Below are 25,049 nucleotides of genomic sequence, written 5' to 3'. Positions count from 1 at the left end.
TAGTCAACCGCTATTCCACGGTCACGCTCTTGGCCAGGTTCCGGGGCTGATCCACGTCGGTTCCCTTGAGAACGGCCACGTGGTACGCCAGGAGTTGGAGCGGGACCGACAAGAGGATCGTCGCCAGTTCCTCGCCGTCTGAGGGGACTTCGAGGGTCTCCTCAGCCTTCTGGCTAACGCCGTCGTCGCCGGAGGAACAAATGGCGATGACCCTTCCCCCCCGGGCAATGACTTCCTCCATGTTGGAGAGAACCTTCTCGTAGGTGGAGTTCTTCGGCACGAGGACCACCACCGGCATGTTTTCGTCGATGAGGGCGATGGGGCCGTGCTTCATCTCGCCGGCGGGGTATCCCTCGGCGTGGATGTAGGAAATCTCCTTGAGCTTCAGGGCGCCTTCCAGGGCGATGGGGTAGCAGACGCCGCGCCCCAGGTAGAGGAAATCCCGGGCGTTCATGTAGCGGCGGGCCACCTTCTCCACCGTGTCGTTCATCTCCAGGGTCTTTTCGAGGAGGGCGGGGATCTTCACGAGCTCGCCGATCATGGCGCGCCCCTTGGCCTGGTCCAGGGTGCCCAGTGCCCGGCCGAGCCGGATGGTGAAGAGGTAGAGGGCCACCAACTGGGTAACGAATGCCTTGGTGGAGGCGACGCCAATTTCGGGTCCCGCGTGGGTGTAGACGACCCCCGCGGCCTCACGGGCGATGGAGGAGTCAACCACATTGCAGATGGCGATGTTCCTGGCCCCCCGCGCTTTTCCCTCGCGCATGGCGGCCAGGGTGTCGGCGGTCTCTCCCGACTGGGAGATGAGAACCATGAGGGTCCGGTCGTTCACCACCGGGTTGCGGTAGCGGAATTCGGAGGCGATGTCCACCTCCACCGGGAGGCGGCAGTGTTCTTCCAGGAGGAACTTTCCCACCAGGGCCGCGTGCCACGAGGTGCCGCAGGCGATGATGCAGATCCGGTCAATGCCCCTGAGCTCCTCATCGGTGAGTTTCAGGTCTTCGAGGTAGACATCTCCCTGCTCCTCCCGGAGCCGGCCGGCGATGGTGTCGCGGACTGCCCGGGGCTGCTCGAAGATTTCCTTGAGCATGAAGTGCTTGTATCCCCCCTTCTCGGCCATGAGGGGAGACCAGTCGATGTGGCGGGAGGCCTTTTCCAGCGGCTCGCCGCTCACCCGGCTGAAGGAGGGGGTGCCGTCGCGGAAGACGACCATCTCCCCGTCATCGAGAAAGACCATCTCCCGGGTGTGGGAGAGGATGGCGGGGATGTCCGAGGCCACGAAGAACTCGCCGGTGCCGAGCCCCACCACCATGGGGGAGCCCTGCTTGGCGGCGATGAGGACCCCCGGTTCCTTTTCGCAGAGGACGCAGACGGCGTAGGCCCCCCGCAGCTCCGCCAGGGCCTGCCGGGTGGCGCGCTCGAAGTCGCCGCAGGCCCCATACTTCTCGTCGATGAGGTGGGAAATCACCTCCGTGTCGGTTTCGCTCAGGAACTCCCGGCCGGTTCCCCTCAGCCGTTCCCGCAACTCCAGATAGTTCTCGATGATGCCGTTGTGGACCACGATGACGGAGCCCGCCTGGTGGGGATGGGCGTTGATCTCGGAGGGTCTGCCGTGGGTGGCCCAGCGGGTGTGGCCGATGCCGATCCGCCCCAGCAGGGGCTGGGCCGCCACGAGACGCTCCAGGTTGAAGAGCTTCCCTTCGCTCCGCCGTACCTTGGCCCGGCCGGCATCGAGGGTGCAGACCCCGGCGGAGTCGTACCCCCGGTACTCAAGGCGCTTGAGTCCGTCGAGGATGATGGGTGTCGCCTCCTGGGCGCCGATATAGCCGACGATTCCGCACATAGTCTCAATCTCCGTTAGTAAATGGATAAAAAGGGGTCACTGATCCCGCTGTTTGAGTTTCCACCCGTCCTTGTTCACCTGGGGGGCCCGGGCAATGGCCAGGGAGTCGGGGGGGACATCCCGGGTCACCGTGGTGCCGGCGGCGATGAGGGAGTTCCGCCCGACGGTGACGGGCGCCACGAACTGGACGTCGCTTCCCACGAAGACGTCGTCCTCGATGACGGTGCGGTGCTTGCGCACCCCGTCGTAGTTGCAGGTAATGGTGCCGCATCCAACGTTGACGTTGTTGCCGATGGAGGCGTCACCCAGGTAGGTGAGGTGGGAGGCCTTGGAGCCTTCGCCCATGGTGATTTTCTTGGTTTCGACGAAGTTGCCGATCTTCACGTGGGCCATGAGTTCGGTTCCGGGCCTGAGGTGCGCCATGGGGCCGATGGCCGTGTGGTCGTGGATGATCGCATCCTCCATGACGGAGCCGGCCTTCACCATGACGTGGCTCCCGAGGCGGCAGCTCCGGATGACGGCCCCCGGTTCCACGACGCAGCCGTTGCCGAGGGTGCTCCCCTTGATGACGGCCCCCTGTTCGATGGTGCACCCTTCGCCGATCCGGGTCTCGCCGGAGAGGTGGACTCCCGGATGGACCGTGGTGTCGCGCCCCACGACAGCCCCCCGGTCGATGTAGGTGGCGGCCGGATCCACGATGGTCACGCCGTCGAGCATGAGCTCCCGGTTGATCCGCTGCCGGGCAAACCGCCCCGCTTCGGCCAGCTGGGCCCGGTCGTTCACCCCCATGACCTCAACCGGGTCGGCCACGGGATGGGCGGTGCAGCGGAGCCCCTGCTCGTTGGCCATGGTGACGATGTCGGTGAGGTAGTATTCCCCCTGGGCGTTGTCGTTGCCGATCCGCGTGACCGCGTCGAAGAGAAACGCCGCCTCGGCGCAGTAGATGCCGGCGTTTACCTCTCTGCGGCCCCGCTCCTCGGGAGTCGCATCCTTCTCCTCGACGATCCGGATGACCCGGCCGTCAAAGCCGCGGATGATCCGGCCGTAGCCGAAGGGGTTTTCAAGACGCGTGGTGAGGACCGTGAGGGCCGCACCGGTGGCCCCGTGGGCGTCGATCATCCCCCGGAGCGTCTCGGGCCGGATAAGGGGGACGTCGCCGCAGAGGATGAGGACTCTCCCCGTAAAGCCGTCGAGGGCCGCGGCGGCGCTGGCCACGGCGTGACCGGTGCCGAGTTGTTCCTCCTGGAGGGCAAAGGCTACCTGTTCTGTTCCTGCGAAGTGCTCACGAATGGTGTCCGCCTGGTGGCCGACCACCAGCACCATGCGGGACGTCCCCGCCTGCCGGGCCGCCTCCACTGGCCACGCGACCATCGGTGCGCCGGCCAGGGGATGCATCACCTTGACCAGATCGGATTTCATTCTCGTTCCCTTGCCGGCGGCAAGGATTATCGCCGCAAGATCGCCCATGACGGCCCTCCTTTGAGGAGAAATCATTGGATTTGAAACCATTTACTCTATACGATGCCCCGCGCGGACGTCAAGCGAATAGACGGGTGCAACGGGAAGCTTTCGTCTTTACACCGAGGGGGGTTTCTGTCTATAGTCGAACCCGGAGAACCTATGGGAATTCCGGAAGACATAGCCCAGTTCGAGCAGTGCCTCAATGAGCTGATCATCAAGTACGAGCAGTACTTCCTCGGCCTTGAGAAGCGGGAGCCCCTGCGCCTGCTCGAGACGGTCGACCGGCTGGCGCGCAAGTACGTCAGCGTGAAGATCGTCAACACCATGCTGAACTTCAAGTACAACTCCCTCGTGGCAAAGCTGGGTTCCTACCGGCAGTACTGGAACCGGATCCTCCGGCTCATGGAGGAGGGAAAGTACTCCCGGGACCGGTTCCGCATGGCCATGCACGAACGTCCCGCCCAAGCTGCCAAGAATGACGCCTCTCCGTCCCCGTCCCACGACGAGGCGGACGAGCTCTATCGCCAGTTCATCGAGGCGCGCCGCTCCTGCAACCTCCCCGTCGAGACGGTGACCAGGGATATGGTCGCCTCCGCCATTGAAAAGCAGAAGCCGGCGATCGTGGCAAAATACGGCACCGACCGGGTGGAATTCCGCATCGTCATCGAAAACGGCGTCCCCAAGATCAAGGCCAGGCCCCGTCGGTCATCCTAACCATCACCGTCATGCCATTCCTGGCGGAGTGGTCTCATTTTACCCCCGGAGGAGTCCGTGAAGGTCGTCCTTGCCGCCATCCACCCAGTTCCCTCTCCCCAGGCCGTCCCTCTCGCCAACGCGTTCCTGAAGGCATACCTCGGCACCGACGAGGAGCTTGCCGCCCGCGTTGCTGTCACGCTCTGCGATTTTTTGCGTTCAACGCCAGCCGACGTCTGTGCTGCCGAGATTCTTGCCCACGAGCCCGATGCGGTCGGCTTTTCCCTCTATCTCTGGAACACCGAGGAGTCGGGGCGGATTGCGGCGGAGCTTCGGCGGAACCGTCCCGGCATCACCATCTTCGCCGGCGGCCCCCAGGCAACCGCAGACCCCCTCGGAACGCTCACCGGGGGGGGGTACGATTTTCTCATCCTCGGCGAGGGGGAGGTGCCGTTTCTCGAGGTGACGGCCCGGCTTGCCGACGGGCGTCCTTTCCGTGGCGCGCCGGGGACGGCCTGGCTTGACGATGGAAAACTGGCAAGCCGGCCCCAGAAGCCGGTGGCGCTCCTTGACACCATTCCGTCCCCCTTTTTGTCGGGAATCATCGAGCCCGGGCGCTACGGGGGGCTTCTCTGGCAACTCTCCCGCGGGTGCGACTTCGCCTGCGAGTACTGCTTCGACTACAAGGGGACCAAGGGGGTGCGGCGGTTCTCTCTGGAGCGGGTCGACGCGGAGCTCGATTTTCTCGTCCGCCACAACGTCCCCCAGGTGTTTGTCCTCGACTCCACCTTCAACGTCGATGCGAAGCGGGCCAAGACGATCCTGCGGATGATCCGCAAGCGCGCCCCCCATATCCACTTCCACTTCGAGGTGCGGAGCGAGTTTCTGGACCGGGAGATGGCCCGGCTTTTTGCCGGCATTACCTGCTCTCTCCAGATCGGCCTCCAGAGTGCCGACCCGGCCATCCTCAAGGGGATACGGCGGCATTTCGATCCGGACGACTTTCGAAAACGAGTCGCGCTTCTCAACGAAAGCGGGGCCGTCTTCGGCTTTGATCTCATCTACGGACTCCCCGGCGACTCCCTCGCAGGCTTCAGGCAATCCCTCGACTTCGCCCTCGCCCTCTACCCGAACCATCTGGACATCTTCCCCCTTGCCGTTCTCCCCGGCACCCCCCTTGCCGCCCGCGCGGCTCAGGCAGGGCTCGACCACCTTCCGGCGCCCCCCTACGCGCTTACCGCCACCCCGACGTTTCCGGCCCCGGACATGAAACGTGCCGCCCGCCTTGCCGGAGCCTGCGACATCTTCTATAGCCGGGGAAAAGCGGTCGCCTGGTTCAACGGCGTCATTGCCCCCCTTTCCCTGACGCCGGCAGAGTTTCTCGACGCCTTCGGCGGATGGCTCGCACGCCAAGGGATTGAAGCCCGGGAGGAGGCCTTGGGCGACGAGGCGATCTGGTCGCTGCAGCGCTCGTTTCTTGCCCACATCTTTGCCGACCGGCGGGTGCGTCGTCTTCTCCCCGTGGCTCTCGACCTGGTCGATTATCACTATCATTACGCGGCGGCGCTTCTGGCGCCGCCGCCGGAGCTTCCCACCGACCGCAGCCTCGCCGGCTTGAATATTCTCGATCAGGTAGTGTGTCTTGCTCCATCCACGAGGCTTGCCCGCTTCTCCTATGAAATCACCGATCTGCTGGAAGCGGGCAACGCAGACCTTCGGGAAATCTGTGCATGTTTCTCGCCCAGTCCGTCATGGGCCGTCATTTATCCCCGCGGCAACGACATATTTACCGAATCTCTCCTGGAGTCCTATTTCCTTCTTCTCGAGGGGCTCGACGGCTGCTGCCGGGCCGGTGATGTCGTTGCGCGACTCGCCCTTTCCGGAGAGGGGGCAGCGGAATTCCTCAAATTTGCCGCCGCGGAGGGGATTGTCACGGTACGGAACTGCCCCTGACGCAGCAGGGATAATGTTATGTCGTGTTTAAGCCGCTGCGATTGCCTCTATGTATAAAAAAAGTATACTATTTTGTTGCATTTTCCCCCCTTGGGTATTACTATCCCCGAGATTGATACTTATTCATTGAATGACTTTTAATATTTAGAATATCGTTTTATTTTCCGATTGTTCGGCATCTTGCTAATCCATTGAAATGGTTTTGGTTGGCATTGTCGAACAAGTTAATCTGGTGAGTCGAGACATTCTTTGATTTCTTTTGCAATACCTTGTTTTATCGATATTTATCGGGAAGCAAGAAAAAATACCTCACAAGGAGGAGCATGCATGTTGTCGAAGGTTTTTCGGCTGGTCCCCGCACTTCTGCTGCTCATGGCCGTTGCCCGGCCAGCGGCTGCCGAAAGTGGCATGGCAATTGACCCGGCCACCTGTCTCGGCTGTCACAGCAACAAGGTTTCCGCCTCGGCATTTGCCGCGTCGGTCCACGGCAAAAACGCCTGTACAAGCTGCCACGTGGAGATTACTGATCTCGCCAAGCACATGAAAGGCGAAACAAAGGTCCACAAGGTTCGGTGCGAGCGCTGCCACAAGAAGGAGAACTCCGAGCACTACGCCAGCGTCCATGCCCAGAAGGACGTGATGTGCGCCGACTGCCACACCGATATCCATACCCATACCTACTGGAACAAGGATAAACGGAAAGTTGTGGCCAAATGTATCCAGTGCCACGACAAGGAGGCGGGCTACCGCAACTCCATCCACGGAAAGTCCGTGGCTGGCGGCAACATGGACTCGGCGGCTTGTAACGACTGCCACAACCTCCATGCAATCAAGCCCCTTGGTGATCCGAAGTCCAAGGAAAACCGGGAGTTCCATACCAAGGTCTGCATGAAGTGCCATGCCGACGAGAAGATGATGGAGCGTAACAACGTCGTCACCGTTGCCGTCGAAACCTACATGGAAAGCTACCATGGCAAGAACTACCGCCTCGGCTTCCCTGAGAAGGTTGCCGGTTGCGCCGACTGCCACACCGCCCACGGCGTTCTCCCTGCCAAGGATCCCAACTCCAGCGTCAACCCCCAGAATCTCGTCGCCACGTGCGCCAAGTGCCATCCGAAGGCGACCCCCCTCTTCACCAAGTTCTACGCCCACGGTTCCCACGACCGTGTGAAATACCCGATCCTCTTCTACACCTTCGTGGCAATGACTGGCCTCCTCGTCAGTACCTTCGCCGTGTTCTGGGTTCACACCCTTCTGTGGATGTTCCGGGGCTTCGTGGAGAACCGCGAAAAGCAGCAGGCCCTCATCCAGGGCCACGAGGAGCATCACGTCCCCGACGGCCACAAGGTGTATCGCCGCTTCAAGAAGCGTCACATCTTCCTCCACCTCCTGGTGATCATCAGCTTCCTCCTCCTGTCGCTTTCGGGGCTTCCCCTTAAATTCAGCGACCAGCAGTGGGCGAAGTTCATGATGGATCACATATTCGGCCACTCAGCCAATGCCGGTCGTATTCACCGTCTTGGCGCCTGCATCACCTTTGTCTATTTTTTCAGCGCGATACTCCTGTCCCTCCACTTCCTCTTCGTGCGTAAGGATCTCAAGGGCAACTGGCTCCAGCGCATGTTCGGCCCCGACTCCCTCATGCCCAACTTCCGTGACATCAAGGACGTGGCCGGCATGGTTAGATGGTTCCTCTTCCGCGGGCCCAAACCGACTTTCGAGCGGTGGACCTACTGGGAGAAATTCGACTTCATCGCGGTCTTCTGGGGTATGTTCGCCATCGGCGGCTCGGGCCTGATGCTCTGGTTCCCCGAGTTCTTCGGCAGCTTCCTCCCGGGCTGGATGTTCAACGTCGCCACCATCGTTCACTCCGATGAGGCGCTCCTTGCCACGGGCTTCATCTTCACGGTCCACTTCTTCAACACCCACGGCCGTCCCGAGAAGTTCCCCATGGACTTCGTCATCTTCAACGGCCAGATACCGAAGCATGAATTCCTTGAAGAGCGGGGCGATCAGTGGAAGCGCTACGAGGAACTGGGGATCACCGAACAGTTCGCTGCCAAGAAAACGAGCGGCGTTGCCTACGACTTCATCGTCAAAGCCTTTGGCTTCTGCGCGGTTATCATCGGTATATCGCTGACGGTGCTGATGCTCTTCGCCTTCCTCTCCGGAGGGTCGCACTAAGAGAGAAGTCAGTAATTGACATGCAGTGAAAAAAGAAGGGGTGGCTTTTGGCCACCCCTTCTTTTTGTTGTTTGCCTGGGGAGAGGGAAATTCCAGGGACAAAAAAAGGCCTCGCGAGAAAATCGCGAAGCCTTGATTTTTCTGGTGCCCAGAGACGGAGTCGAACCGCCGACACGAGGATTTTCAGTCCTCTGCTCTACCGACTGAGCTATCTGGGCGAAAAGAGCTTTAACTTATAACCTCTGGCCGGGATTGTGTCAATACCTTTTTCGATTTTCCCGGTGCCGGCTCGGGAATTTTCACTCCGCTGCTCTGCGAATCAGGCTCGGGATATGAACCGGCAGTCCCGTGTGTCGACCTTGATCTTCTCTCCCACCTCCAGGTAGGGGGGGACCTGGAGGGTCAGGCCGGTTTCGAGGGTGGCCTCCTTGGTCTGGGCGGTGGCGGTGGCATTCTTCATGATCGGGGGGGTGTCGGTGACGGTGAGTTCTACCACTTGGGGCGGATCTACGCTTACGAGGCGCTCCTGGAACAGGCCGAGGGTTACCTCAGTGCCGTCCAGGAGGTAGGGCTGGATGGCGCTGAAGGAGTCAGCGTCCATTTCGAACTGCTCGTAGGTTTCGAGATCCATGAATACCCCTCGGTCGCCGTCGGCGTAGAGGAACTGCCCCTTGTGGCGCTCGAAGTCGGCCTCCTCCACCTTGTCGCCGGAACGGAAGGTCTTCTCCAGCACCTGGGCGGTGAGGAGGTTGCGGTACTTGGTCTTGACCATGGTGCTGGCGCCCCGGGCTGAGGGGGACTGGAAGTGGACGTCGAGGATTACGCAGGGGGCACCGTCGAGCTTGATGACGAGGCCCCGCTTGAAGTCGGATGTGGTGAGCATGGCGAATCTCCTTTGGGCGTTAAAAATCTCCTCTTCATAACAAAAAAGTGCTACAAAGACAACCAACTTGGACGAATACCGATGGGAGTGCCATAACACGATGAAGATCGAAACCGAATACATAAAGCTTGATAGTTTTCTGAAGGCCGAGAATATCGTTGCCTCCGGCGGCGAGGCGAAAATCATCATCGCCGATGGGGAAGTGCGGGTGAACGGCGAGGTGGAGACGCGGCGCGGCAGGAAGCTCCGGGTCGGCGACCGGGTCGAGGCGGGCGGTGAAACGCTCGTGGTGGAATGACGGAGGGGGGGCCCATGGAAACCGTAAGCTGCCCTCACTGTGGCTTCGCGAAGGAGATGCCCGCCGGGACCGTACCCAACGGAGCGCGGGTGAAATGTCCCCGTTGCAAGGAGACCTTCATCTTTACCCGGACGGCTGACCGGGGCACTCCTCCCGCTGCCGTGACAGCCGCGAGCGAATCGGCGGCAGTGGTCCCGCCATTGCCGGCTCCATCCGAACCACGGCGGCCGGCGCAGCCCCGGACCCTCCGCTTCACCTTCACCGGCACGGCCAAGGAATATTTCGGCATCTGGATCGTCAACACGCTCCTGAAGATCGTGACCCTCGGGGTCTACTCGGCCTGGGCCAAGGTCCGCAAGCGCCGCTACTTCTATGGCAATACGCTTCTGGATGGAAGCCCCTTCGACTACCTGGCCGACCCCAAGGCCCTCTTTCGCGGATGGCTCATCGGGGTGCTGGCGTTTCTCGTCTACACGGCCGGAACCCGGTATACGCCGGGCATCTCCAAGATCCTCGGTTCTATTTTCTTCCTGACGGTGCCGTGGCTCGTGGTCCGTTCGCGACTTTTCAACAACCGCAACTCCAGCTACCGCAGCCTCCGTTTTGCCTTCCGGGACGACTACCAGGAGGCCTACGTAATATTTGCCGGCCTCGCCTTCCTGGTGCCGTTCACGCTTGGGCTCATCTTCCCCTACCTCATCTATCGCCAGAAGAAGTTTCTCGTGGAGCGGAGCTCGTTCGGTCGTACCCCCTTCACCTTCACGGCCACGGGAAAGGATTACTACGTCCTCTTCCTGAAGGCGGCAGGGTGGCTGATACTCCTGCTGGTGGTGGTAATGCCGGCGGCCTTCTACGTGATCTCCACCCTGGCCGAAGGGGGGGCGCTCCTGGCCGGCGGCGACCTGCGCCGGACCCAGATGATGGTGGGCGCCCTCATGATCTTCACCCTGCCGTTTCTCTACTTCTTCATCGTGGTCTACGTGCAGACCGCCCTGGCGAACCTCACCTGGAACAGCACCGGCATCGCCGGGAGCCGCTTCGTGAGCCGGATGCGGGTCCGGGACATGGCCTGGCTCTATCTCTCCAACGCCGCGGCCATCATGGGGAGCCTCGGCCTCATGATCCCGTGGGCGTCGGTGCGGCTGGCCCGGTACCGGTTCGAGACCCTTTCCGTCGAGGGGATTGCGGATATGGAGGCGTTCCGGGCAGGGTTCCAGGGGGACGTGAGCGCCACCGGCGAGGAGATCGGCGACATCTTCGGGATCGACGTGGCCCTGTGATGACGGCCCCAGGCATCTACTACGACGGCCGGACCTCGGCTCGGCGCACCGTGTGCCTCACCCTGGAGGGGAACCGCCTCCTGGTGGCCGGAGAGGGGGTGGAAACCTCCACGGAGATCTCCCGCCTCGCCATCTCCTCCCCCCTTTCCACGGCGCGACGCTCGGTCCGTTTCCCGTCCGGGGCCCTCTGCGAGGTGAGCGACACCCGCTTCGTGGACGAGCTCATGCGGCGCCAGGGGAAAGGGCGCGCCTCGGCAGCCATCCACCGGTGGGAGCGGAGCCTCCCCCTGGCCCTGGTGGCCCTCGTGGCGACGGTGGCCGTGGTCTGGGGCTTTGTCGCCTTCGGGATTCCCTCCTTGGCCGACAAGGTCGCCCGGGCCGTCCCGCCTGCCACCGAGGTCTCCCTGGGGCGGGAGAGCCTGGCGATGCTCGACCGGCTCGTCTTTACGCCGTCCCGGCTCCCCGATGCCCGGCGCCGTGACATTGCGGCCCAATTTTCCCGCATGGGCCGGGACCTTCCCTTTGCCGCCGGCTACCGGCTGGAGTTCCGCAACAGCGACCAGTTGGGGGCCAATGCCCTGGCGCTGCCGTCGGGGATCATCGTCGTCACGGACCGGCTCGTAGAGATTGCCCAAAGCGACGACGAGCTGATCGGGGTCCTGGCCCACGAGATGGGGCACGTGCGGCACCGCCACGCCCTGCGCCACGTGCTCCAGAACTCGGCCACGGGCCTCGTTATCGCCGCCATCACCGGCGACATCACCTCCATCACCTCCCTGGCCGCCACGCTTCCCACGGTCCTCATCGACGCCTCCTATTCCCGCAGCTTCGAGACGGAGGCTGACGACGCGGCGGTGGTCTACCTGAAGCGCCGCAGCATCCCCCTGAAGAGCTATGCCGCCATGCTGGGCCGCCTGGAAGCGGAGCACCGGAAGAAGCAGGAGGAGAAGGGAAAGAAGGAGAGAAAGTCCCTGGGCGACTACTTCTCCACCCACCCGGTGACCGAGGAGCGGATCAAGCGGGTCCTGGAGGCGGGCCGATGACCGGCCTCGCGGCTATTTCCGACACCCTTGCCGCTGACCTGGCGGGGCTTTCCTTCTCATCGCCGGTGGCCCACGTCTACAATCCACTCCTCTACGCCCGGGAGCCCCACACCGCCTATCTTGCCCGCTTCGGCTCCCCTCCCAAGGGAGTCCTCTTTGTCGGCATGAACCCCGGCCCCTGGGGGATGGCCCAGACCGGCGTCCCCTTCGGGGAGGTCGCGGTGGTGACGGAGTGGCTCGGGATCAACGGTGCCGTCGGCCGGCCGGCGGGCGAGCACCCTAAAAAGCGGGTCGACGGCTTTGCCTGCCGGCGGAGCGAGGTGAGCGGCCGGCGGCTCTGGGGGCTTATCCGGGAGCGGTTCGGGACCCCGGAGCGGTTTTTTGCCCGCTTTTTTGTGGCCAACTACTGCCCGCTCCTCTTCCTCACCGCAGACGGCGGCAACATCACCCCGGACAAACTGCGCCGGGGAGAGCAGGAGCCCCTCTTCGCCGCCTGTGACCTGGCCCTGCGCCGGACCGTGGAACTGCTCCGGCCACGGGTGGTCATCGGCGTCGGAGCGTTCGCCGAGGCGCGCTGCCACGAGGCCCTGGAGGGCTTTGACGTGGAGGTGGGGCGGATCATTCACCCCAGCCCCGCCAGCCCCGCCGCCAACCGGGACTGGGCCGGCACCGCTCTGCGACAACTTGCGGAGCTTGGTGTCGATTTCTGACCCTGAAAAGTATTTGGAACACAGAGCAACAGAGCAACGGAGTAAAACCTGAGAAAGAATTTTATTATGTTCTCAACAACGGCACCCGCATGATTGATGATTTTGCCTGGAGGTTTTGATTCCTCTGTTGCTCTGTTGCTCAGTGTTATTTTGCCTGTAGTTTCCAGGAGGCCCGCCATGTCCGCCGCAGACGAACTCATCGCCTTCCTCTCCCCGAAGCTCGGCACCGAGATCCACATCGGTCCCTGGCTCGTCGTGGAGCAGACGCGGATCGACGCCTTTGCGGCGGCAACGGCGGACGTCCAGTGGATTCACACCGACCCGGAGCGGGCCCGGCGCGAATCCCCCTACGGCACCACCATCGCCCACGGCTTCCTGACCTTGTCCCTTCTCCCGTTCCTCACCGAGGCCAACGCCCCGGGGCAGTTCGAGCGGAACTACCCCGGCATGCGCCTGCGGGTCAACTACGGCCTCAACCGGGTCCGGTTCCCGGCGCCGGTGAAGACCGGCTCCCGCATCCGGGCCCGGACTAGGCTTACGGCCCTGGAGCCCCTGGGTTCCGCGGTGCAGATTACCTACGAAATCACCGTGGAAATCGAAGGGGAGCCGAAGCCCGCCTGCGTGGCGGAGCAGCTTTTCCGGCTCTATTCCTGAGGCGGGTTGCCGTCGGCCGGTTCCGTGGTATAGGTTTCGGAACGATCCGACTGCGAGGTCTGCCGATGCCATCCCCTCCCGAATTCCCCCTGAGAGTCTTCTATGACGGCTCCTGCTCCGTCTGCGCTGCGGAGATGGAGGCCTACATGCGCAAGGAGCACGGGGGGCGCCTCCAGTTCGTCGACATCGGCGCCCCTTCCTTCGACCCAGCCCCCTACGGCATCACTCTCGACGCGTTTATGTACCAGATGCACGCCATCGACCGGACCGGCCGTGTCTACAGGGGCGTGGAGGGGTTCTGGGCCATCTGGCAGGCCTTTCCCGCCTCGACCCTCTACGGATTCCTCGGTGCCCTCGTGATGCTCCCGGGGGTGAACCTTCTGGCCCGGGCCGGCTACAGGGGCTTTGCCCGCATCAGGAAATACCTCCCCCGTCGCCGTGAAGCGTGCGAGGGTGGAAGCTGCCGGATCGGGCGGCGGGAAGAGTGATCCTGCACGCGAAGGGAGACAAAGCCATGGGCGAAGAGGCGTCACGGTGCCGGTGCGGCCAGGGGAAGCCCGAGAAGTGTCCCCGCTGCGGCAAGGATGAGGAGACGTGGTACTGGTGCGAGGTCTGCGAAAAGGCGGTTGCCTCCAGCCGCTGCCCCGTCTGCGGTCTGAAGACCCGGAGGCTGCGCGGGTAACCCTTGCTGCCCGCTTCCCCTTTTCAAATCCGTCCCCCCTGTGGTAGTATCCTTCCCCTTTTCATCCCGCCGTACAAAGGATCAGCCATGAGCCAGAGCAGCGACGTACTCGCGAAAATCATCCCATTCATCATCGAAGAGACCGGCCTGAAGCCGTTCCAGGTGGAAAACACCGTGGAGCTCCTGCAGGAAGGGGCCACGGTTCCCTTCATCGCCCGCTACCGCAAGGAGCGGACCGGGGAGCTGGACGAGGTGCAGATCCGCACCGTTGAGGAGCGCCTCGGCTACTTCACCGAGCTGGAGGAGCGGAAGGTCACGGTGCTGAAATCCATCGAGGAGCAGGGGAAGCTGACCCCGGAACTAAAGCTCCGCATCGAGGGATCCCGCCAGAAGACCGAGGTGGAGGATCTCTACCTCCCCTACAAGCCCAAGCGCCGCACCAAGGCCACCATCGCCAGGGAGAGGGGGCTGGAGCCCCTGGCCGACATCATGGCGGCCCAGGAGCTTGCGTCCGGCACTCCCGAGGAGGCGGCGCTTCCCTTTGTTGATCCCGGGAAGGAGGTGCCCGATGCGGCCGCGGCCCTGGAGGGGGCGGGACATATCCTGGCGGAGCGGCTGGCCGACGATGCCGACGCCCGGGCCTTTGTGCGCCGCCTCACCCGGGACGACGGCATCTTCGCCTCCCGGGTGGCCAGCGACAAGAAGGAGGCGGTCACCAAGTTCGAGATGTACTACGACCACCGGGAGCCCCTGAAGAGCGTCCCCTCCCACCGGATGCTCGCCATGCGCCGGGGGGAGAAGGAGGAGGTGCTGCTCCTGGCCATCGAGGCGCCGGTGGCGGAAATCCACGCCGGCCTCAAGGCCCGGCTCGTGACTCGGGAGAGCATCTTCCGGCCGCTCCTGGAGCGGGTGGCCGAGGATGCCTACAAGCGGCTCATGGCCCCCTCCATCGAGGTGGAGCTGCGCCTGGAGGCCAAAAAGCTGGCCGATGAGGCGGCCATCCGGGTCTTTGCCCAGAATCTGCGGAACCTGCTGCTCGCCCCGCCGGCCGGGGGGAAACGGGTCCTCGGCATCGATCCGGGCTTGAGGACCGGCTCCAAGCTGGCGGCGGTGGACGGCACCGGCCGGTTCCTGGAGCACGTGACCATCTACCCCCACACCGGCGAGGGGCGCGTTGCCGGGGCGAAGAAAGATTTCCTGCGGCTCGTTGAAGCCCACGATGTCGAGATGATTGCCGTGGGGAACGGCACCGCCGGCCGCGAGATCGAGCAGTTCGCCAAGGAGACCCTGGCCGAGGCGGGTAAGCGGGTGCCGGTGGTGATGGTGAGCGAGGCCGGGGCCAGCGTCTACTCGGCGTCGGAGATTGCCCGGGAGGAGTTCCCGGAGCTGGACCTCACGGTGCGCGGCGCCATCTCCATTGCTCGCCGCCTCCAGGATCCCCTGGCGGAGCTGGTGAAGATCGATCCCAAGAGCATCGGCGTCGGGCAGTACCAGCACGACGTGGACCAGAAGGCCCTGAAAAAGGCCCTGGATGATGTGGTGGAGTCGTGCGTCAACTTTGTCGGAGTCGATCTGAACACCGCTTCCTGGGCGCTCCTCTCCTACGTCTCGGGCGTGGGGCAGTCCCTGGCCAAGGCCATCGTGACCCGGCGGGACGCCGAGGGTCCCTTCGCCTCCCGGCGGGGGCTCCTGAAGGTCCCTCGCTTCGGCGAGAAGGCTTTCGAGCAGGCGGCGGGCTTCCTGCGCATCCGGGGGGGCGAGCATCCCCTGGATAATACCGCCGTCCACCCGGAGCGCTACCCGGTGGTGGAGGCCATGGCTGCCGACCTCGGCGCGTCCCTGGCCCAGCTGGCCGCCGACCCGGCCCTGGTGGCGCGTATCGACCTCAAGCGCTACGTGACCGAGGCCGTGGGGCTCCCGACCCTGCGGGACATCGCGGCGGAGCTGAAAAAGCCGGGGCGCGACCCCCGGGAGGAGTTCAAGACCGCTGCCTTCCGGGACGACATCCGGGAGTTGTCGGACCTCAAGGAGGGAATGGTGCTCCAGGGGGTGGTAACCAACGTCACCGCCTTCGGCGCCTTCGTGGATATCGGCGTCCACCAGGACGGCCTCGTCCATGTGAGCCATCTGGCGGCCCGGTTCGTGAAGGATCCCAACGAGGCGGTCCGGGTTGGCGAGGTGGTGAAGGTGAAGGTGCTGGCCGTGGACGGAGCCCGCAAGCGGATTTCCCTTTCCATCCGCGAGGCAATGGAAGGAGGGTCGCCGCGGCCTAAAGGGGAACGGCAGCCCCGGGAGGAGCAAGGGGGCGGCGGGCTTGACCTGGCAAAGCTGGAAAAGGCGGGGTTCCGGGTGAAGAAGCGGTGATTGAGGGCGATCTCCTTGACATTTCGGCCACTTGCAGTATTGTTTTTTCAGGCGTGGCTAATGCTGCGCCGCACAAGAAACCCGGAATGCGGAAGGAGGAACAGCGATGAAGGAATTGGCTAAGATGGTTATCAAGGTGATCATCTGGATTTTCTCGGCGGTATTGTTCGGCTTCCCCCTCATTGTCTTCTCGGTGATTGACTGGATTCTCGACAAGATAGCCGGGGAGAGCCACGACATGGACCTGCGGCTCGGCTACTGGAAGCCCTTCGAGCGGCACGGGTAGCGGCCGTTAACGACAATTGCAGAGTGGTACCATACAAAAAGGCCTGCTTCGTTGAGAGCAGGCCTTTTTGTGTTCAGTATTCCGCCGGTGACGCTACGGCAATCCCTTGGCCGCGGCCAGGACCGCCGCGTAGTCGGGCTCGCTGGTTACTTCCGGCACGTGCTGGATGTACCGGATGGTGTCCGTGGCGTCGATGACGAAGATGGAGCGGGAGAGGAGCATCAGCTCCTTGATGACCACCCCGTAGGCGAGGCCGAAGGAGCGGTCCCGGTAGTCGGAGAGGGTCTTTACCCGGTCGATGCCGGCGGCGCCGCACCAGCGCTTCTGGGCAAAAGGAAGGTCCATGCTCACGGTGAGCAGCACGACGTTGTCCGGCAGAGTTGCCGCTTCCTGGTTGAAGCGGCGGGTCTCCGTGTCGCAGACCGGGGTGTCGAGGGAGGGGACGGCGCTGATGATCTTGATCTTCCCGGCGAAATCGGCCAGGGATACCGGGGCGAGGCCGGTGTCCACGGCGGTGAAGGCCGGGGCCTTGTCACCCACCACCAGGGCCGGGCCGAGGAGCGTCATGGGGTTTCCCTTGAAGGTGATGATGCCTGGGCGTTCCTGCATTGGTGTTCCTCCTTTTCTGGTAGATTGCCCCACAAGTCTACCCCATGGGGGCGAAAAGAAAAGGAGGAACCTCGTGCCGCGTTAGCTTCCTTCCAGCTGCAGCGTTGCCAGGAAACGGTGCTCCCCCCGGTCAAAGGGGACCACCACCGCGGCCCCGCTGGAGACCACCTCCACCGAGTACTCCCTGCCGGAGATGACCGACGGCGTGGAAAGGCAGACGCTCATTCCCCGGGAAGAGAACTCCATCTTGATCTCGCCGGCCAGCATGTTGGTCAGCTCCCCCATGGCGTCGTGCACGTCGCCGTCACCCTCGATCTCGTCCATCTCCATGCCGAGCATGGATGCCGTGGCTTCACGGGCCAGCTCCTCGGGGATGTGGATTCCCACCATTCCCGAGCAGTCGCCGCCGAGCCCCACCATCCCCGAGATGCTGCAGGTGAAGTGGGAAATTGGCTTGTCCAGGGGATATCTGTCCTCTATATCGTCGATGAAGATCATGGTGGCGAAGATGTTCTTGACCGCCGCGACTATGTGGGTGGCCAGATCCTCTTCGGCCAGGGTCGCGCCTCCTACGGTGAAACTAAGCGGCATACGCAGGCTCCTCTTTCAGACGAAATGGTGCGCTTTATGGAAAGTGCGCCCTTATGGAAACGTATCGACCCCCGCGACGAAAACTATAATATTTTTTTCATTATGGCCATAGGTCGTGCCGGCTCCCACAAAGTGCTTGCCCTCCGAGCCCCAATGGGTGTATCACTTCTCCCCTTCAATTCCGTGAACAAGGAGCAAAAAATGGGCATCCTTTCCGGCACCGTTGCCGTCTGTCAGTTCCGCGTCGCGGGGGACCTCCCCTCCGGCGATCTCTACCCCTTTATAGCAGAAAATCTTGCCAAGCAGGCCTTTCAGCCCATCGACCAGGGTGCCGCCGAGCAGTCCGTGGGGTGGGTCCACCTGGACGACCACCGCCAGATGAGCTTCGATACCCCCGCCGCCTTCTGGCGCGACCACTACGTCACCTTCACCCTGCGCCGCGACCAGCGGAAGCTCCCCGCCGCCCTGGTGAAAGCCTACCTCCAGGTGGCCGAGCACGAGCATCTTTCCGCCAACCCCGGCCTCAACCGGGTGCCGAAGCAGAAGCGGGAGGAGCTGAAGGAGGCGGTGCGCCTCAGCCTCCTGGCCAAGACCCTGCCGGTTCCCTCCACCTGGGACGCGGTCTGGGACACCCGCACCGGCATCGTCAGCTTCACCTCCCTCTCTGCGCCCGTCATCGAGCTCTTCGAGGCCCAGTTCAAGAAGACCTTCGAGGGGGCGCGGCTGGTGGCGATCCACCCCTACAGCCGGGCCGAGGCGGTCGTGGGCGAGGAGCTGAGGCCGGCCCTGGAAAAGGCCAACCTCGCCACCAGCGATGCGGCCATCGACCTTATCCGGAGCAACCAGTGGCTCGGGTGGGACTTTCTCCTCTGGCTCCTCCACCGGACCATGACCGAGGCGTCCGAGTACCGGGTGAGCCGGCCCGGCCCGGCCCTGGCCGACGACCCCTTCGTGGCCTATCTCAATGACCGCCTCGTCCTCATGAGCGCCGGCGAGGCCGGCACCCAGAAGATCACCGTCGCCGGCCCCCAGGATCACTTCCGGGAGGCCCTCACCGCCCTTGCCCACGGCAAGCGGATCACCGAGTCGACTCTCTACCTGGAGCAGGAGGAGAACACCTGGAAGCTGACCCTCAAGGGTGAGCTCTTCCACTTTGCCTCCCTCAAGGCCCCCAAGGTGGCCATCGAGAAGGGGGACCACGTGGACGAGGGGAGCGAGCGGGAGGCCGCCTTCTATGAGCGGATGTACGTCATCGAGCAGGGCCTGCAGCTCTTTGACAGTCTCTACGGGGAGTTTCTGAAGGCCCGGCTCGGGGCCGGCTGGGGGGAGGAGCTGACGCGGATCGAAGGGTGGCTGGCGGGGGAGTAGTGAGGATGCTTTTGGTAATAACACATTATGGATGTCCCCCGAACTCCTGTCGAGTGTATGACGCGCTGAAGCTGAGCTGGGAATAGAAGATGCCGAAGCCGGCAAGCTGGTTCAGTACAAACGTGCTGCTGAAAAATGCCGCTGACACATACCCAACAGAATCAAACGGAACACATAGACTTCTTTCTGGTACCGGGGCGGGAACCTGACTGTTCGACAGCGGGCGCCCATGCCGGCCCCCAAGCGCTCCGGCTCGTGCGCGTCGTTTGGTCATGTGTCCCGGTACTGGTTCAACAGGGAGAGAAATTCCTGCAATAACCTCGTCTGGTATCGACATTCCCTTGTCTGGACCGAAAGGGTTCTCCGTAAGTCAAGAGAGCACGCAATCTCCACGAGCCAGCCCTGTTCCAGCTCCCTTTCGACGGCAATTCTCGAGAGGCATCCTACCCCCAGGCCCGCTTCAGTGGCCTTCTTGATGGCTTCGGTATGCCCCAGTTCCAGGGCGATTGAGAACTCTATCCCTTTTCGGGCCATTGCCGCCTCAAAAACCTCCCTCGTTCCGGACCCCTTTTCACGCATGATCCAGGGGGCGCCGCGCAACATCTCCACAGAAGCCTTTTTTTTGCCCCCCCACGGATGCCCTTTGCCAACCACGACGACCAATTCATCATTTTTCCAGGGGGATGTGTCGAGAACCCTGGAATGGGGAATCCCTTCGATCAGCCCCAGGTCGAGCTCCCCATTTTCCAGAGCATTTTCGATCTGCTGGGCATTCGCGATGGTCAGCAACACCTTTGCCTGGGGGTAGTTCCTCGAAAATTCGGCAACGATTTCGGGCAGAATGTAGTTGCCGATGGTGGTGCTTGCCCCGATGGTCAGGACCCCCCGGGGTTCGCCGGCGGAGTCTTCGAGGAACTGCTCTATCGCCCGGATTCTTCTGATCACCTCCATGGCTTCCGGCAGGATCTTGCGTCCCCGATCATTCAGGAGCAGGCGCTTGCCGTGGCGCTCAAAGAGCGGGGCCCCCGCCAGCCGCTCCAGTTCGGCAATGGCCATGCTCACCGCCGACTGCGTTATGAAGAGCTGACAGCTTGCCTGGGTCACATGCTCGCATCGGGCAACCTTTTCAAATATTTCCAGTTGCCTCACGGTAATAGCCATTGCAGTCCCTTATAAAAAATATTGAACATATTGATAGATATTACTAATTTTTTATTATATGCGAGATGGCCTATGATGCAACCAAAACATGCATCGGGGAGGATGCCATGAACGCAACCAGGCTCCACAAGGTGTTATTCCTCATTCTGCTGGCACTGTGCGCTACCCCATGGGTTGGTACTGCCCTGGCGTTGGTCATGGGGATATCCTTCAGTCTGCTGTTGGGGAACCCATGGCCCCGGAAGACCGCCCACTACAGCACAAAGTTGCTGCAGATCTCGGTCGTCGGACTCGGCTTCGGGCTGGGGCTGGGCGAGGTGCTACAGACCGGGAAAAACTCCATTTGGTATAGCACCATCGGCATCGCAGGGACCCTCGTGGTGGGCTCTGCCCTGGGCACGCTGTTCCGGACGGACCGCAACACCTCGGCCCTTATTTCGTTCGGCACGGCAATCTGCGGCGGCAGTGCCATCGCGGCCATGGCACCTGTCCTGAAGGCGAAGAATGAGGAAACGGCGGTGGCCTTGGCTACGGTCTTCACCCTGAATTCCGTGGCGCTCCTGCTCTTTCCGTTGATCGGCCGCTGGCTGCAGCTTGACCAGACTATGTTCGGGGTCTGGTCCGGGCTTGCCATCCACGACACCAGCAGTGTTGTTGGTGCCACGTCCGCCTATGGTCCCTTGGCGTTGACCATCGGGACGACGGTCAAGCTTACGAGGGCCATCTGGATCGCACCGGCTGTCATGGCGGTATCGTTGATCAAAGGGGGGAAACAGAGGGCCAGGATTCCTCTGTTCATCGTGGGATTTATCGGTGCCGCAACCATCAGAACAGTACTGCCAATGTTCGGGCAGTACTGGGGAGTGCTGGCTGCTGTCGCCAAACAATGCCTCGTCATGACCTTGTTCATGGTTGGCGCGGGGCTCAGCAGGGAGGTGGTGGGGGCGGTCGGGATAAGGCCCCTCTTGCACGCGGTCACGCTCTGGGGGGTGGTCAGCACGCTTACGCTTGTTGCCCTGAACGTGGTCGGGCTTGCGTGAGCCGGTCATCGGTCCCGAATGGGATCAGAGGCCTTCGTGGCACCACCGTTTCCGGTCCCGTTACGGAGGGATGGTTCAAGACAGAACGGGTGATGCCACTGACGGGGCTGTCCGCAGTTATCCCAGCTTCGGAAACTCCGCCGGCAGAAGTGGCCGGGGGGTGAGGTGCTCGGGGAGGCGGAGCAGCCGGGTTTCCGGCGCAAGGGCCAGTTCATCGTAGATGAGGTGGCCCTTCGTGTTGTAGCTCTTGGAGAGGTGCATGGGGAGGAGCCAGCCGGGGCGGAGCTCCCGGGCGAGGGCCGAGACGTCGGTCGTGCAGAGGTGGTGGGAGGTGCGGGCCTTGTCCCTGTCCGCGGCCAGGAATGAGCACTCGCAGGCGAGGAGTGTGACGCCTGTCAGGAGCCGCCGCGCCGTGGCCAGGTTCCCGGCGCTCGCCCCGATGTCGGTGAGGTAGCCGATGCCGGCCGGTTCCTGGTCCCGCCGGATCGCCTCGAAGAGCTCCCGGCCGTGGACGCTTCGCTCCTCCACGCCGCCGGCGGCTGTCCGGCAGGAGACCGTGATTGTTCTGCCATACAGTTCCCCCCGGTAAAAGCGGCTCTTCAGCTCCCGCAGCCACTCCCCCGGCACAAGCCCTTCCGCCGCGATCTTTTCCCCGTCGATCCAGAAGGAGGGGCGCTCGGTGATCCGGAAGGCGAGGGTGGGGATGGCGTTGTGGTCGCAGATTGCGGCGTCCACCGTGAGGAACGGGTTGCGGTAGATCTCCGTCCCCGCGCGCGGCGTTTCCCCCTCCGGCAGGCAGGGAAAACCCTGGGCGCCGGGGAAGGTGAAATGGATGATTCTGTCGGGATGGACCTCGTGGACCCGGAAGGTGCACCAGTAGGATTCGGTCAGGTTCCAGTCGTAGCCGGCCAGCTTGGCCGTCACCTTCCCGGCGATCCCTGCCGGGCCGAAAAGCTGCACCGTCCGGGGGGAGACGTGGATGTGGCGAACGAGGGTGTCGAACCCCATGAAGTGGTCCATGTGGGCGTGGGTGATAAAGATTGCGTCGAGGGATTTGAGGACCCGCTTGGCCAGGTGGTGGAGCTGGCCGCAGTCCACGAGGATGGCGCGCCCCAGGGGGCGGACGTTCACCAGGAGGACCGGGTCGTCCAGGAGCCCCGCGCAGAAGGTGGGTTCCAGATAGCGGAAGGGGAGGCGTTTCATGGCGGTGCCTCGCGGTTGATTCTGAAAAAGGCACTTCTTGAATAACACTGAGCAACGGAGCAACAGAGAAATCAGCGGTTTGGATCAATAGCCGTCAATCGTTGAAATGACAAGCCACTACAGGCTCTTTCCTGAAAAATAATCTCAGATTTTCTCCGTTGCTCAGTTGCTCCGTGTTTCAAAAGCTTATTGGGGTTGATACGAAAAAAGGCCCGCCAACCGGCAGGCCTTTCAAGTTTATCACGGAATCGGGTTATCCTCTCTTCAGCACCCGTGCCGCCTCCTTGGCGTGGTAGGTGAGGATGAGGTCGGCCCCTGCCCGCTTGAAGGAGATGAGGGTTTCCATCATGACCCGCTCTTCGTCGATCCAGCCGGCCCGGCCGGCGGCCTTGATCATGCTGTACTCGCCGGAGACGTTGTAGACCGCCACGGGGAGGTCGAACTCCTCCCGCAGGTCCCGGACGATGTCGAGGTAGGGGAGCCCCGGCTTCACCATGATGATGTCGGCACCTTCCTCCACGTCCATGCGGGCTTCACGGATGGCCTCACGGCGGTTCCCCGGGTCCATCTGGTAGGAGCGGCGGTCGCCGAATTGCGGCGTCGACTCGGCGGCCTCCCGGAACGGGCCGTAGTAGCCCGAGGCGTATTTCACGGCGTAGCTCATGATGGGGATGTGCTTGTAGCCGTGGTTGTCGAGGATTTCGCGGATGGCCATGACCCGGCCGTCCATCATGTCCGACGGCGCCACCATGTCGGCGCCTGCCTCTGCGTGGGAGAGGGCTTCCTTGGCCAGGAGCTCCAGGGTCTCGTCGTTGTCCACGTCGCCGTCCTTGATGATGCCGCAGTGGCCGTGGTCGGTGTACTCGCACATGCAGACGTCGGTGATGACCGCCAACCCCGGCACCTGCTTCTTGATGGCCCGGATCGTTTCCTGGATGATGCCGTGCTCGGCGTAGGCGTCGCTCCCCACGGCGTCCTTGGTCTCGGGGATACCGAAGAGGATCACCGCCGGCACTCCCAACTCATGGACCTCCTGGGCCTCGGCGACGATGTGCTCGATGGACTGCTGGTAGATCCCCGGCATGGAGGAGATCTCTTTTCTGATCCCCGTGCCGAAGGCGGAAAACATCGGGTAGATCAGGTCGGTGGCGGAAAGGGTGGTCTCGCTGACCATCCGGCGGAAGACCTCTTTACCCCTGATTCTGCGGGCGCGGAACGTGGGAAAAAACATGGTGTCATGTCTCCTTGTGGTTTGATAGGGATATCTGCTGGAACATCAACCAATTGATAGTACTCCAAGTGGGGGGCATGGCTCAAACATTTTTGGCGGTAAGCTTCAGAAGCGCGATTGCCGGAGCACGTTTTACCGTTGCGGACAGGCGGCATTCTGTGGCAAGAATAGCAGCGGCCGGCAGCGGATAACATCTGCGTCGGCACGTCAGCAGCAGGAGGTTTCCATGGCCAGGTCCACCATGGGCGCCACGGCCGATTCCCTGGCGCTCCTCATGATCCGGATACCCCTCGGGGCCATTTTCATCGCCCATGGTTCCCAGAAGCTTCTGGGGCTCTTCGGCGGTCACGGTCTCACCGCCACCTTCACCACGTTCGAGCAGAAGCTCGGCATTCCGCCGATTCTGACGCTCCTGGCAATCATCGCCGAGTTTGGCGGCGGCATCGGGGTTCTCTGCGGTTTCCTCACCCGGCTGTCGGGGTTCAGCATCGCCGCCACCATGGCGGTGGCCATCTACAAGGTCAGCTGGGTGAACGGGTTCTTCCTCAACGGCCCCCGGGGGGACGGCATCGAGTACAACCTGGCGCTCCTCGGCATGGCCCTGTCCCTGGTCCTGATCGGCGGGGGGGCGTGGTCGGTGGACCGCTATTTTTTCAGACGGTAGTATGACGCCGCATCCGGACGCAAGCCACCCTAAAAGATCGAGTCTTTCAACTCTCGTATTATCTCCACTTGCCGCTGGAAGATGTATTGGGAAATCCCCTTTTCGGCCCGGGCATCGGGCCTGATCTCGCAGATGGCAAGGTGTTTCTCGTTTGCGGGAATGACTCTCAGGAGTTTGGCGGGGATTTCGAAGGGGCCGCCGGGGAGCCCGACCCGCACCGACCCTTCCAGGGCGTTTTCGGGTGGATTGGGGACAGAGACGGCGATGGCGATGCCGCCGATGGAGATGTCGTTGAGGGTGCCGGTCACCTTCACGCCGGATGCGCTGAACGTCGCCTCGATCGGGTCTTTCACCTCCACCCGCACGAACTGGCGCCGCTCGGCCCGCACCACCGCATAGGCGAACTTGGTCACCATGGCCACGCACTTGTCGATGTTCACGTAACTGACGGCGGCCAGAACATCCTTCGGGAAGTGGCTGCTCTTGAGGAAGGTCTGCTTTTCCAGGTGCATGACCACCGCCTGTTGCTGGTGGACCGCAAGCTCCACGGTGTCACCGTCGATGGATTCCACCGTGGCGCCGAAGTTGACCGGGATCGACTGGTAGTAGTTGAGGAGCCGCAGATCGTTGGAGACGGTCCCCTTCCGGATGGCGGCGAGGGTTTCGAGTATCTGCCGGTTGTCCTCCCGGGCATCGGCGTCTGGCACAAGCTGGTAGTAATCGTCCATGGATCCGTCCTTGAGATGGGGTAGTGGCAAGGCGTTCTTTTGGTTGTCACGGCGCGGCGATTTCGTGTATAGTCAATTTTGGCGAAGATATCCTCTTCGCCTTTCGTTTGTCCAGAAATTTCA

24 protein-coding genes and 1 tRNA gene are annotated in these 25,049 nt (G+C 62.6%); 15 read left to right on the top strand and 10 right to left on the bottom strand.

Annotation, left to right across the window (positions count from 1 at the left end):
• Positions 1–10: 10 nt before the first annotated feature.
• Positions 11–1,840, bottom strand: coding sequence for a glutamine--fructose-6-phosphate transaminase (isomerizing) (gene glmS / locus KJB29_RS00235; RefSeq protein WP_004514109.1), 1,830 nt, complete (start codon positions 1,838–1,840; stop codon positions 11–13).
• A gap of 36 nt (positions 1,841–1,876) precedes the next feature.
• Positions 1,877–3,307 (bottom strand): bifunctional UDP-N-acetylglucosamine diphosphorylase/glucosamine-1-phosphate N-acetyltransferase GlmU, encoded by a 1,431-nt coding sequence (glmU, locus tag KJB29_RS00230; protein ID WP_004514108.1) that lies wholly within the window; start codon positions 3,305–3,307, stop codon positions 1,877–1,879.
• A gap of 153 nt (positions 3,308–3,460) precedes the next feature.
• On the opposite strand from glmU, the gene KJB29_RS00225 reads away from it, so the two are divergent.
• From KJB29_RS00225 to KJB29_RS00215, 3 genes are all read left to right on the top strand, one after another.
• A complete protein-coding gene (locus KJB29_RS00225; RefSeq protein WP_004514107.1) occupies positions 3,461–4,015 on the top strand; it encodes an MXAN_5187 C-terminal domain-containing protein in 555 nt (184 codons plus the stop codon).
• A gap of 57 nt (positions 4,016–4,072) precedes the next feature.
• The gene (locus tag KJB29_RS00220) at positions 4,073–5,947 is read left to right on the top strand and encodes a B12-binding domain-containing radical SAM protein (RefSeq protein ID WP_004514106.1); all 1,875 of its coding nucleotides are present in this window, start codon (positions 4,073–4,075) and stop codon (positions 5,945–5,947) included.
• 327 nt (positions 5,948–6,274) lie between these two features.
• Positions 6,275–8,131: a cytochrome c3 family protein gene (locus KJB29_RS00215; RefSeq protein ID WP_004514105.1), complete on the top strand. Its 1,857-nt coding sequence runs from the start codon at positions 6,275–6,277 to the stop codon at positions 8,129–8,131.
• 142 nt (positions 8,132–8,273) lie between these two features.
• Here the strand turns inward: KJB29_RS00215 and KJB29_RS00210 are convergent.
• Positions 8,274–8,349 (bottom strand) — tRNA-Phe (locus tag KJB29_RS00210).
• A gap of 101 nt (positions 8,350–8,450) precedes the next feature.
• Complete coding sequence (locus KJB29_RS00205) at positions 8,451–9,014, bottom strand: elongation factor P (protein ID WP_215732840.1); 564 nt, start codon at positions 9,012–9,014, stop codon at positions 8,451–8,453.
• 100 nt (positions 9,015–9,114) lie between these two features.
• On the opposite strand from KJB29_RS00205, the gene yaaA reads away from it, so the two are divergent.
• The 9 genes from yaaA to KJB29_RS00160 all read left to right on the top strand — a co-directional run bounded on the left by yaaA (position 9,115) and on the right by KJB29_RS00160 (position 16,331).
• Entirely contained in the window at positions 9,115–9,312 is a 198-nt protein-coding gene (gene yaaA, locus KJB29_RS00200) for a S4 domain-containing protein YaaA (protein ID WP_004514103.1), read from the top strand.
• A 14-nt stretch (positions 9,313–9,326) separates the two neighbouring features.
• Positions 9,327–10,592: a DUF898 family protein gene (locus KJB29_RS00195; RefSeq protein ID WP_246560073.1), complete on the top strand. Its 1,266-nt coding sequence runs from the start codon at positions 9,327–9,329 to the stop codon at positions 10,590–10,592.
• Positions 10,592–11,635, top strand: coding sequence for a M48 family metallopeptidase (locus tag KJB29_RS00190; RefSeq protein WP_215732838.1), 1,044 nt, complete (start codon positions 10,592–10,594; stop codon positions 11,633–11,635). Before KJB29_RS00195 ends, KJB29_RS00190 begins: the two co-directional genes overlap by 1 nt.
• Positions 11,632–12,345: a uracil-DNA glycosylase family protein gene (locus tag KJB29_RS00185; protein WP_215732837.1), complete on the top strand. Its 714-nt coding sequence runs from the start codon at positions 11,632–11,634 to the stop codon at positions 12,343–12,345. Before KJB29_RS00190 ends, KJB29_RS00185 begins: the two co-directional genes overlap by 4 nt.
• Positions 12,346–12,522: 177 nt before the next feature.
• Positions 12,523–12,999 carry a MaoC family dehydratase gene (locus KJB29_RS00180; protein ID WP_215732836.1) on the top strand — a complete coding sequence of 159 codons (477 nt, stop codon included), beginning with the start codon at positions 12,523–12,525 and terminating at the stop codon, positions 12,997–12,999.
• 65 nt (positions 13,000–13,064) lie between these two features.
• Positions 13,065–13,487 (top strand): thiol-disulfide oxidoreductase DCC family protein, encoded by a 423-nt coding sequence (locus KJB29_RS00175; protein ID WP_215732835.1) that lies wholly within the window; start codon positions 13,065–13,067, stop codon positions 13,485–13,487.
• 26 nt (positions 13,488–13,513) lie between these two features.
• The gene (locus KJB29_RS00170; RefSeq protein ID WP_215732834.1) at positions 13,514–13,681 is read left to right on the top strand and encodes a hypothetical protein; all 168 of its coding nucleotides are present in this window, start codon (positions 13,514–13,516) and stop codon (positions 13,679–13,681) included.
• Positions 13,682–13,768: 87 nt separating this feature from the next.
• On the top strand, positions 13,769–16,045 hold the full coding sequence (locus KJB29_RS00165) for a Tex family protein (RefSeq protein ID WP_215732833.1): 2,277 nt from the start codon (positions 13,769–13,771) through the stop codon (positions 16,043–16,045).
• A gap of 106 nt (positions 16,046–16,151) precedes the next feature.
• Positions 16,152–16,331, top strand: a complete 180-nt coding sequence (locus KJB29_RS00160) for a hypothetical protein (RefSeq protein WP_215732832.1) — start codon at positions 16,152–16,154, stop codon at positions 16,329–16,331.
• A gap of 93 nt (positions 16,332–16,424) precedes the next feature.
• On the opposite strand, the gene tpx is transcribed toward KJB29_RS00160, so the two are convergent.
• Positions 16,425–16,940 (bottom strand): thiol peroxidase, encoded by a 516-nt coding sequence (gene tpx, locus KJB29_RS00155; protein WP_215732831.1) that lies wholly within the window; start codon positions 16,938–16,940, stop codon positions 16,425–16,427.
• A gap of 81 nt (positions 16,941–17,021) precedes the next feature.
• Entirely contained in the window at positions 17,022–17,531 is a 510-nt protein-coding gene (locus KJB29_RS00150; RefSeq protein ID WP_215732830.1) for a chemotaxis protein CheX, read from the bottom strand.
• Between the two features lie 201 nt (positions 17,532–17,732).
• Between KJB29_RS00150 and rdgC the strand changes: the two genes are divergently transcribed.
• Complete coding sequence (gene rdgC, locus KJB29_RS00145) at positions 17,733–18,899, top strand: recombination-associated protein RdgC (RefSeq protein WP_215732829.1); 1,167 nt, start codon at positions 17,733–17,735, stop codon at positions 18,897–18,899.
• A gap of 270 nt (positions 18,900–19,169) precedes the next feature.
• On the opposite strand, the gene KJB29_RS00140 is transcribed toward rdgC, so the two are convergent.
• Positions 19,170–20,060, bottom strand: coding sequence for a LysR family transcriptional regulator (locus KJB29_RS00140; RefSeq protein WP_215732828.1), 891 nt, complete (start codon positions 20,058–20,060; stop codon positions 19,170–19,172).
• 107 nt (positions 20,061–20,167) lie between these two features.
• Between KJB29_RS00140 and KJB29_RS00135 the strand changes: the two genes are divergently transcribed.
• Positions 20,168–21,100, top strand: a complete 933-nt coding sequence (locus tag KJB29_RS00135) for a YeiH family protein (RefSeq protein ID WP_215732827.1) — start codon at positions 20,168–20,170, stop codon at positions 21,098–21,100.
• Between the two features lie 117 nt (positions 21,101–21,217).
• Here KJB29_RS00135 and KJB29_RS00130 read toward each other — a convergent pair whose 3' ends face one another.
• Positions 21,218–22,303, bottom strand: a complete 1,086-nt coding sequence (locus tag KJB29_RS00130) for a ribonuclease Z (protein WP_215732826.1) — start codon at positions 22,301–22,303, stop codon at positions 21,218–21,220.
• 253 nt (positions 22,304–22,556) lie between these two features.
• Positions 22,557–23,534: a porphobilinogen synthase gene (hemB, locus tag KJB29_RS00125; RefSeq protein ID WP_215732825.1), complete on the bottom strand. Its 978-nt coding sequence runs from the start codon at positions 23,532–23,534 to the stop codon at positions 22,557–22,559.
• 226 nt (positions 23,535–23,760) lie between these two features.
• On the opposite strand from hemB, the gene KJB29_RS00120 reads away from it, so the two are divergent.
• On the top strand, positions 23,761–24,198 hold the full coding sequence (locus tag KJB29_RS00120; RefSeq protein ID WP_215732824.1) for a DoxX family protein: 438 nt from the start codon (positions 23,761–23,763) through the stop codon (positions 24,196–24,198).
• Between the two features lie 29 nt (positions 24,199–24,227).
• Here KJB29_RS00120 and KJB29_RS00115 read toward each other — a convergent pair whose 3' ends face one another.
• On the bottom strand, positions 24,228–24,926 hold the full coding sequence (locus KJB29_RS00115) for a PilZ domain-containing protein (protein ID WP_004512780.1): 699 nt from the start codon (positions 24,924–24,926) through the stop codon (positions 24,228–24,230).
• Positions 24,927–25,049 lie beyond the last annotated feature (123 nt).

Source organism: Geobacter grbiciae, assembly GCF_018531165.1.
GTDB classification, from domain to species: domain Bacteria; phylum Desulfobacterota; class Desulfuromonadia; order Geobacterales; family Geobacteraceae; genus Geobacter; species Geobacter metallireducens.
Note: the sequence above shows the minus strand (reverse complement) of the source record. Positions and strands in the feature narration are given on the sequence as shown.

What these genes read in the sequence shown, in the direction of transcription:
- KJB29_RS00150 (WP_215732830.1), bottom strand. Translation starts at nt 17,531, where the DNA reads ATGCCGCTTAGTTTCACCGTAGGAGGCGCGACCCTGGCCGAAGAGGAT.
- KJB29_RS00225 (WP_004514107.1), top strand. Translation starts at nt 3,461, where the DNA reads ATGGGAATTCCGGAAGACATAGCCCAGTTCGAGCAGTGCCTCAATGAG.
- KJB29_RS00190 (WP_215732838.1), top strand. Translation starts at nt 10,592, where the DNA reads ATGACGGCCCCAGGCATCTACTACGACGGCCGGACCTCGGCTCGGCGC.
- KJB29_RS00185 (WP_215732837.1), top strand. Translation starts at nt 11,632, where the DNA reads ATGACCGGCCTCGCGGCTATTTCCGACACCCTTGCCGCTGACCTGGCG.
- KJB29_RS00120 (WP_215732824.1), top strand. Translation starts at nt 23,761, where the DNA reads ATGGCCAGGTCCACCATGGGCGCCACGGCCGATTCCCTGGCGCTCCTC.
- KJB29_RS00160 (WP_215732832.1), top strand. Translation starts at nt 16,152, where the DNA reads ATGAAGGAATTGGCTAAGATGGTTATCAAGGTGATCATCTGGATTTTC.
- rdgC (WP_215732829.1), top strand. Translation starts at nt 17,733, where the DNA reads ATGGGCATCCTTTCCGGCACCGTTGCCGTCTGTCAGTTCCGCGTCGCG.
- KJB29_RS00205 (WP_215732840.1), bottom strand. Translation starts at nt 9,014, where the DNA reads ATGCTCACCACATCCGACTTCAAGCGGGGCCTCGTCATCAAGCTCGAC.
- KJB29_RS00135 (WP_215732827.1), top strand. Translation starts at nt 20,168, where the DNA reads ATGAACGCAACCAGGCTCCACAAGGTGTTATTCCTCATTCTGCTGGCA.
- glmU (WP_004514108.1), bottom strand. Translation starts at nt 3,307, where the DNA reads ATGGGCGATCTTGCGGCGATAATCCTTGCCGCCGGCAAGGGAACGAGA.
- KJB29_RS00170 (WP_215732834.1), top strand. Translation starts at nt 13,514, where the DNA reads ATGGGCGAAGAGGCGTCACGGTGCCGGTGCGGCCAGGGGAAGCCCGAG.
- KJB29_RS00130 (WP_215732826.1), bottom strand. Translation starts at nt 22,303, where the DNA reads ATGAAACGCCTCCCCTTCCGCTATCTGGAACCCACCTTCTGCGCGGGG.
- KJB29_RS00175 (WP_215732835.1), top strand. Translation starts at nt 13,065, where the DNA reads ATGCCATCCCCTCCCGAATTCCCCCTGAGAGTCTTCTATGACGGCTCC.
- KJB29_RS00165 (WP_215732833.1), top strand. Translation starts at nt 13,769, where the DNA reads ATGAGCCAGAGCAGCGACGTACTCGCGAAAATCATCCCATTCATCATC.
- glmS (WP_004514109.1), bottom strand. Translation starts at nt 1,840, where the DNA reads ATGTGCGGAATCGTCGGCTATATCGGCGCCCAGGAGGCGACACCCATC.
- KJB29_RS00180 (WP_215732836.1), top strand. Translation starts at nt 12,523, where the DNA reads ATGTCCGCCGCAGACGAACTCATCGCCTTCCTCTCCCCGAAGCTCGGC.
- KJB29_RS00140 (WP_215732828.1), bottom strand. Translation starts at nt 20,060, where the DNA reads ATGGCTATTACCGTGAGGCAACTGGAAATATTTGAAAAGGTTGCCCGA.
- KJB29_RS00115 (WP_004512780.1), bottom strand. Translation starts at nt 24,926, where the DNA reads ATGGACGATTACTACCAGCTTGTGCCAGACGCCGATGCCCGGGAGGAC.
- KJB29_RS00215 (WP_004514105.1), top strand. Translation starts at nt 6,275, where the DNA reads ATGTTGTCGAAGGTTTTTCGGCTGGTCCCCGCACTTCTGCTGCTCATG.
- yaaA (WP_004514103.1), top strand. Translation starts at nt 9,115, where the DNA reads ATGAAGATCGAAACCGAATACATAAAGCTTGATAGTTTTCTGAAGGCC.
- tpx (WP_215732831.1), bottom strand. Translation starts at nt 16,940, where the DNA reads ATGCAGGAACGCCCAGGCATCATCACCTTCAAGGGAAACCCCATGACG.
- KJB29_RS00195 (WP_246560073.1), top strand. Translation starts at nt 9,327, where the DNA reads ATGGAAACCGTAAGCTGCCCTCACTGTGGCTTCGCGAAGGAGATGCCC.
- hemB (WP_215732825.1), bottom strand. Translation starts at nt 23,534, where the DNA reads ATGTTTTTTCCCACGTTCCGCGCCCGCAGAATCAGGGGTAAAGAGGTC.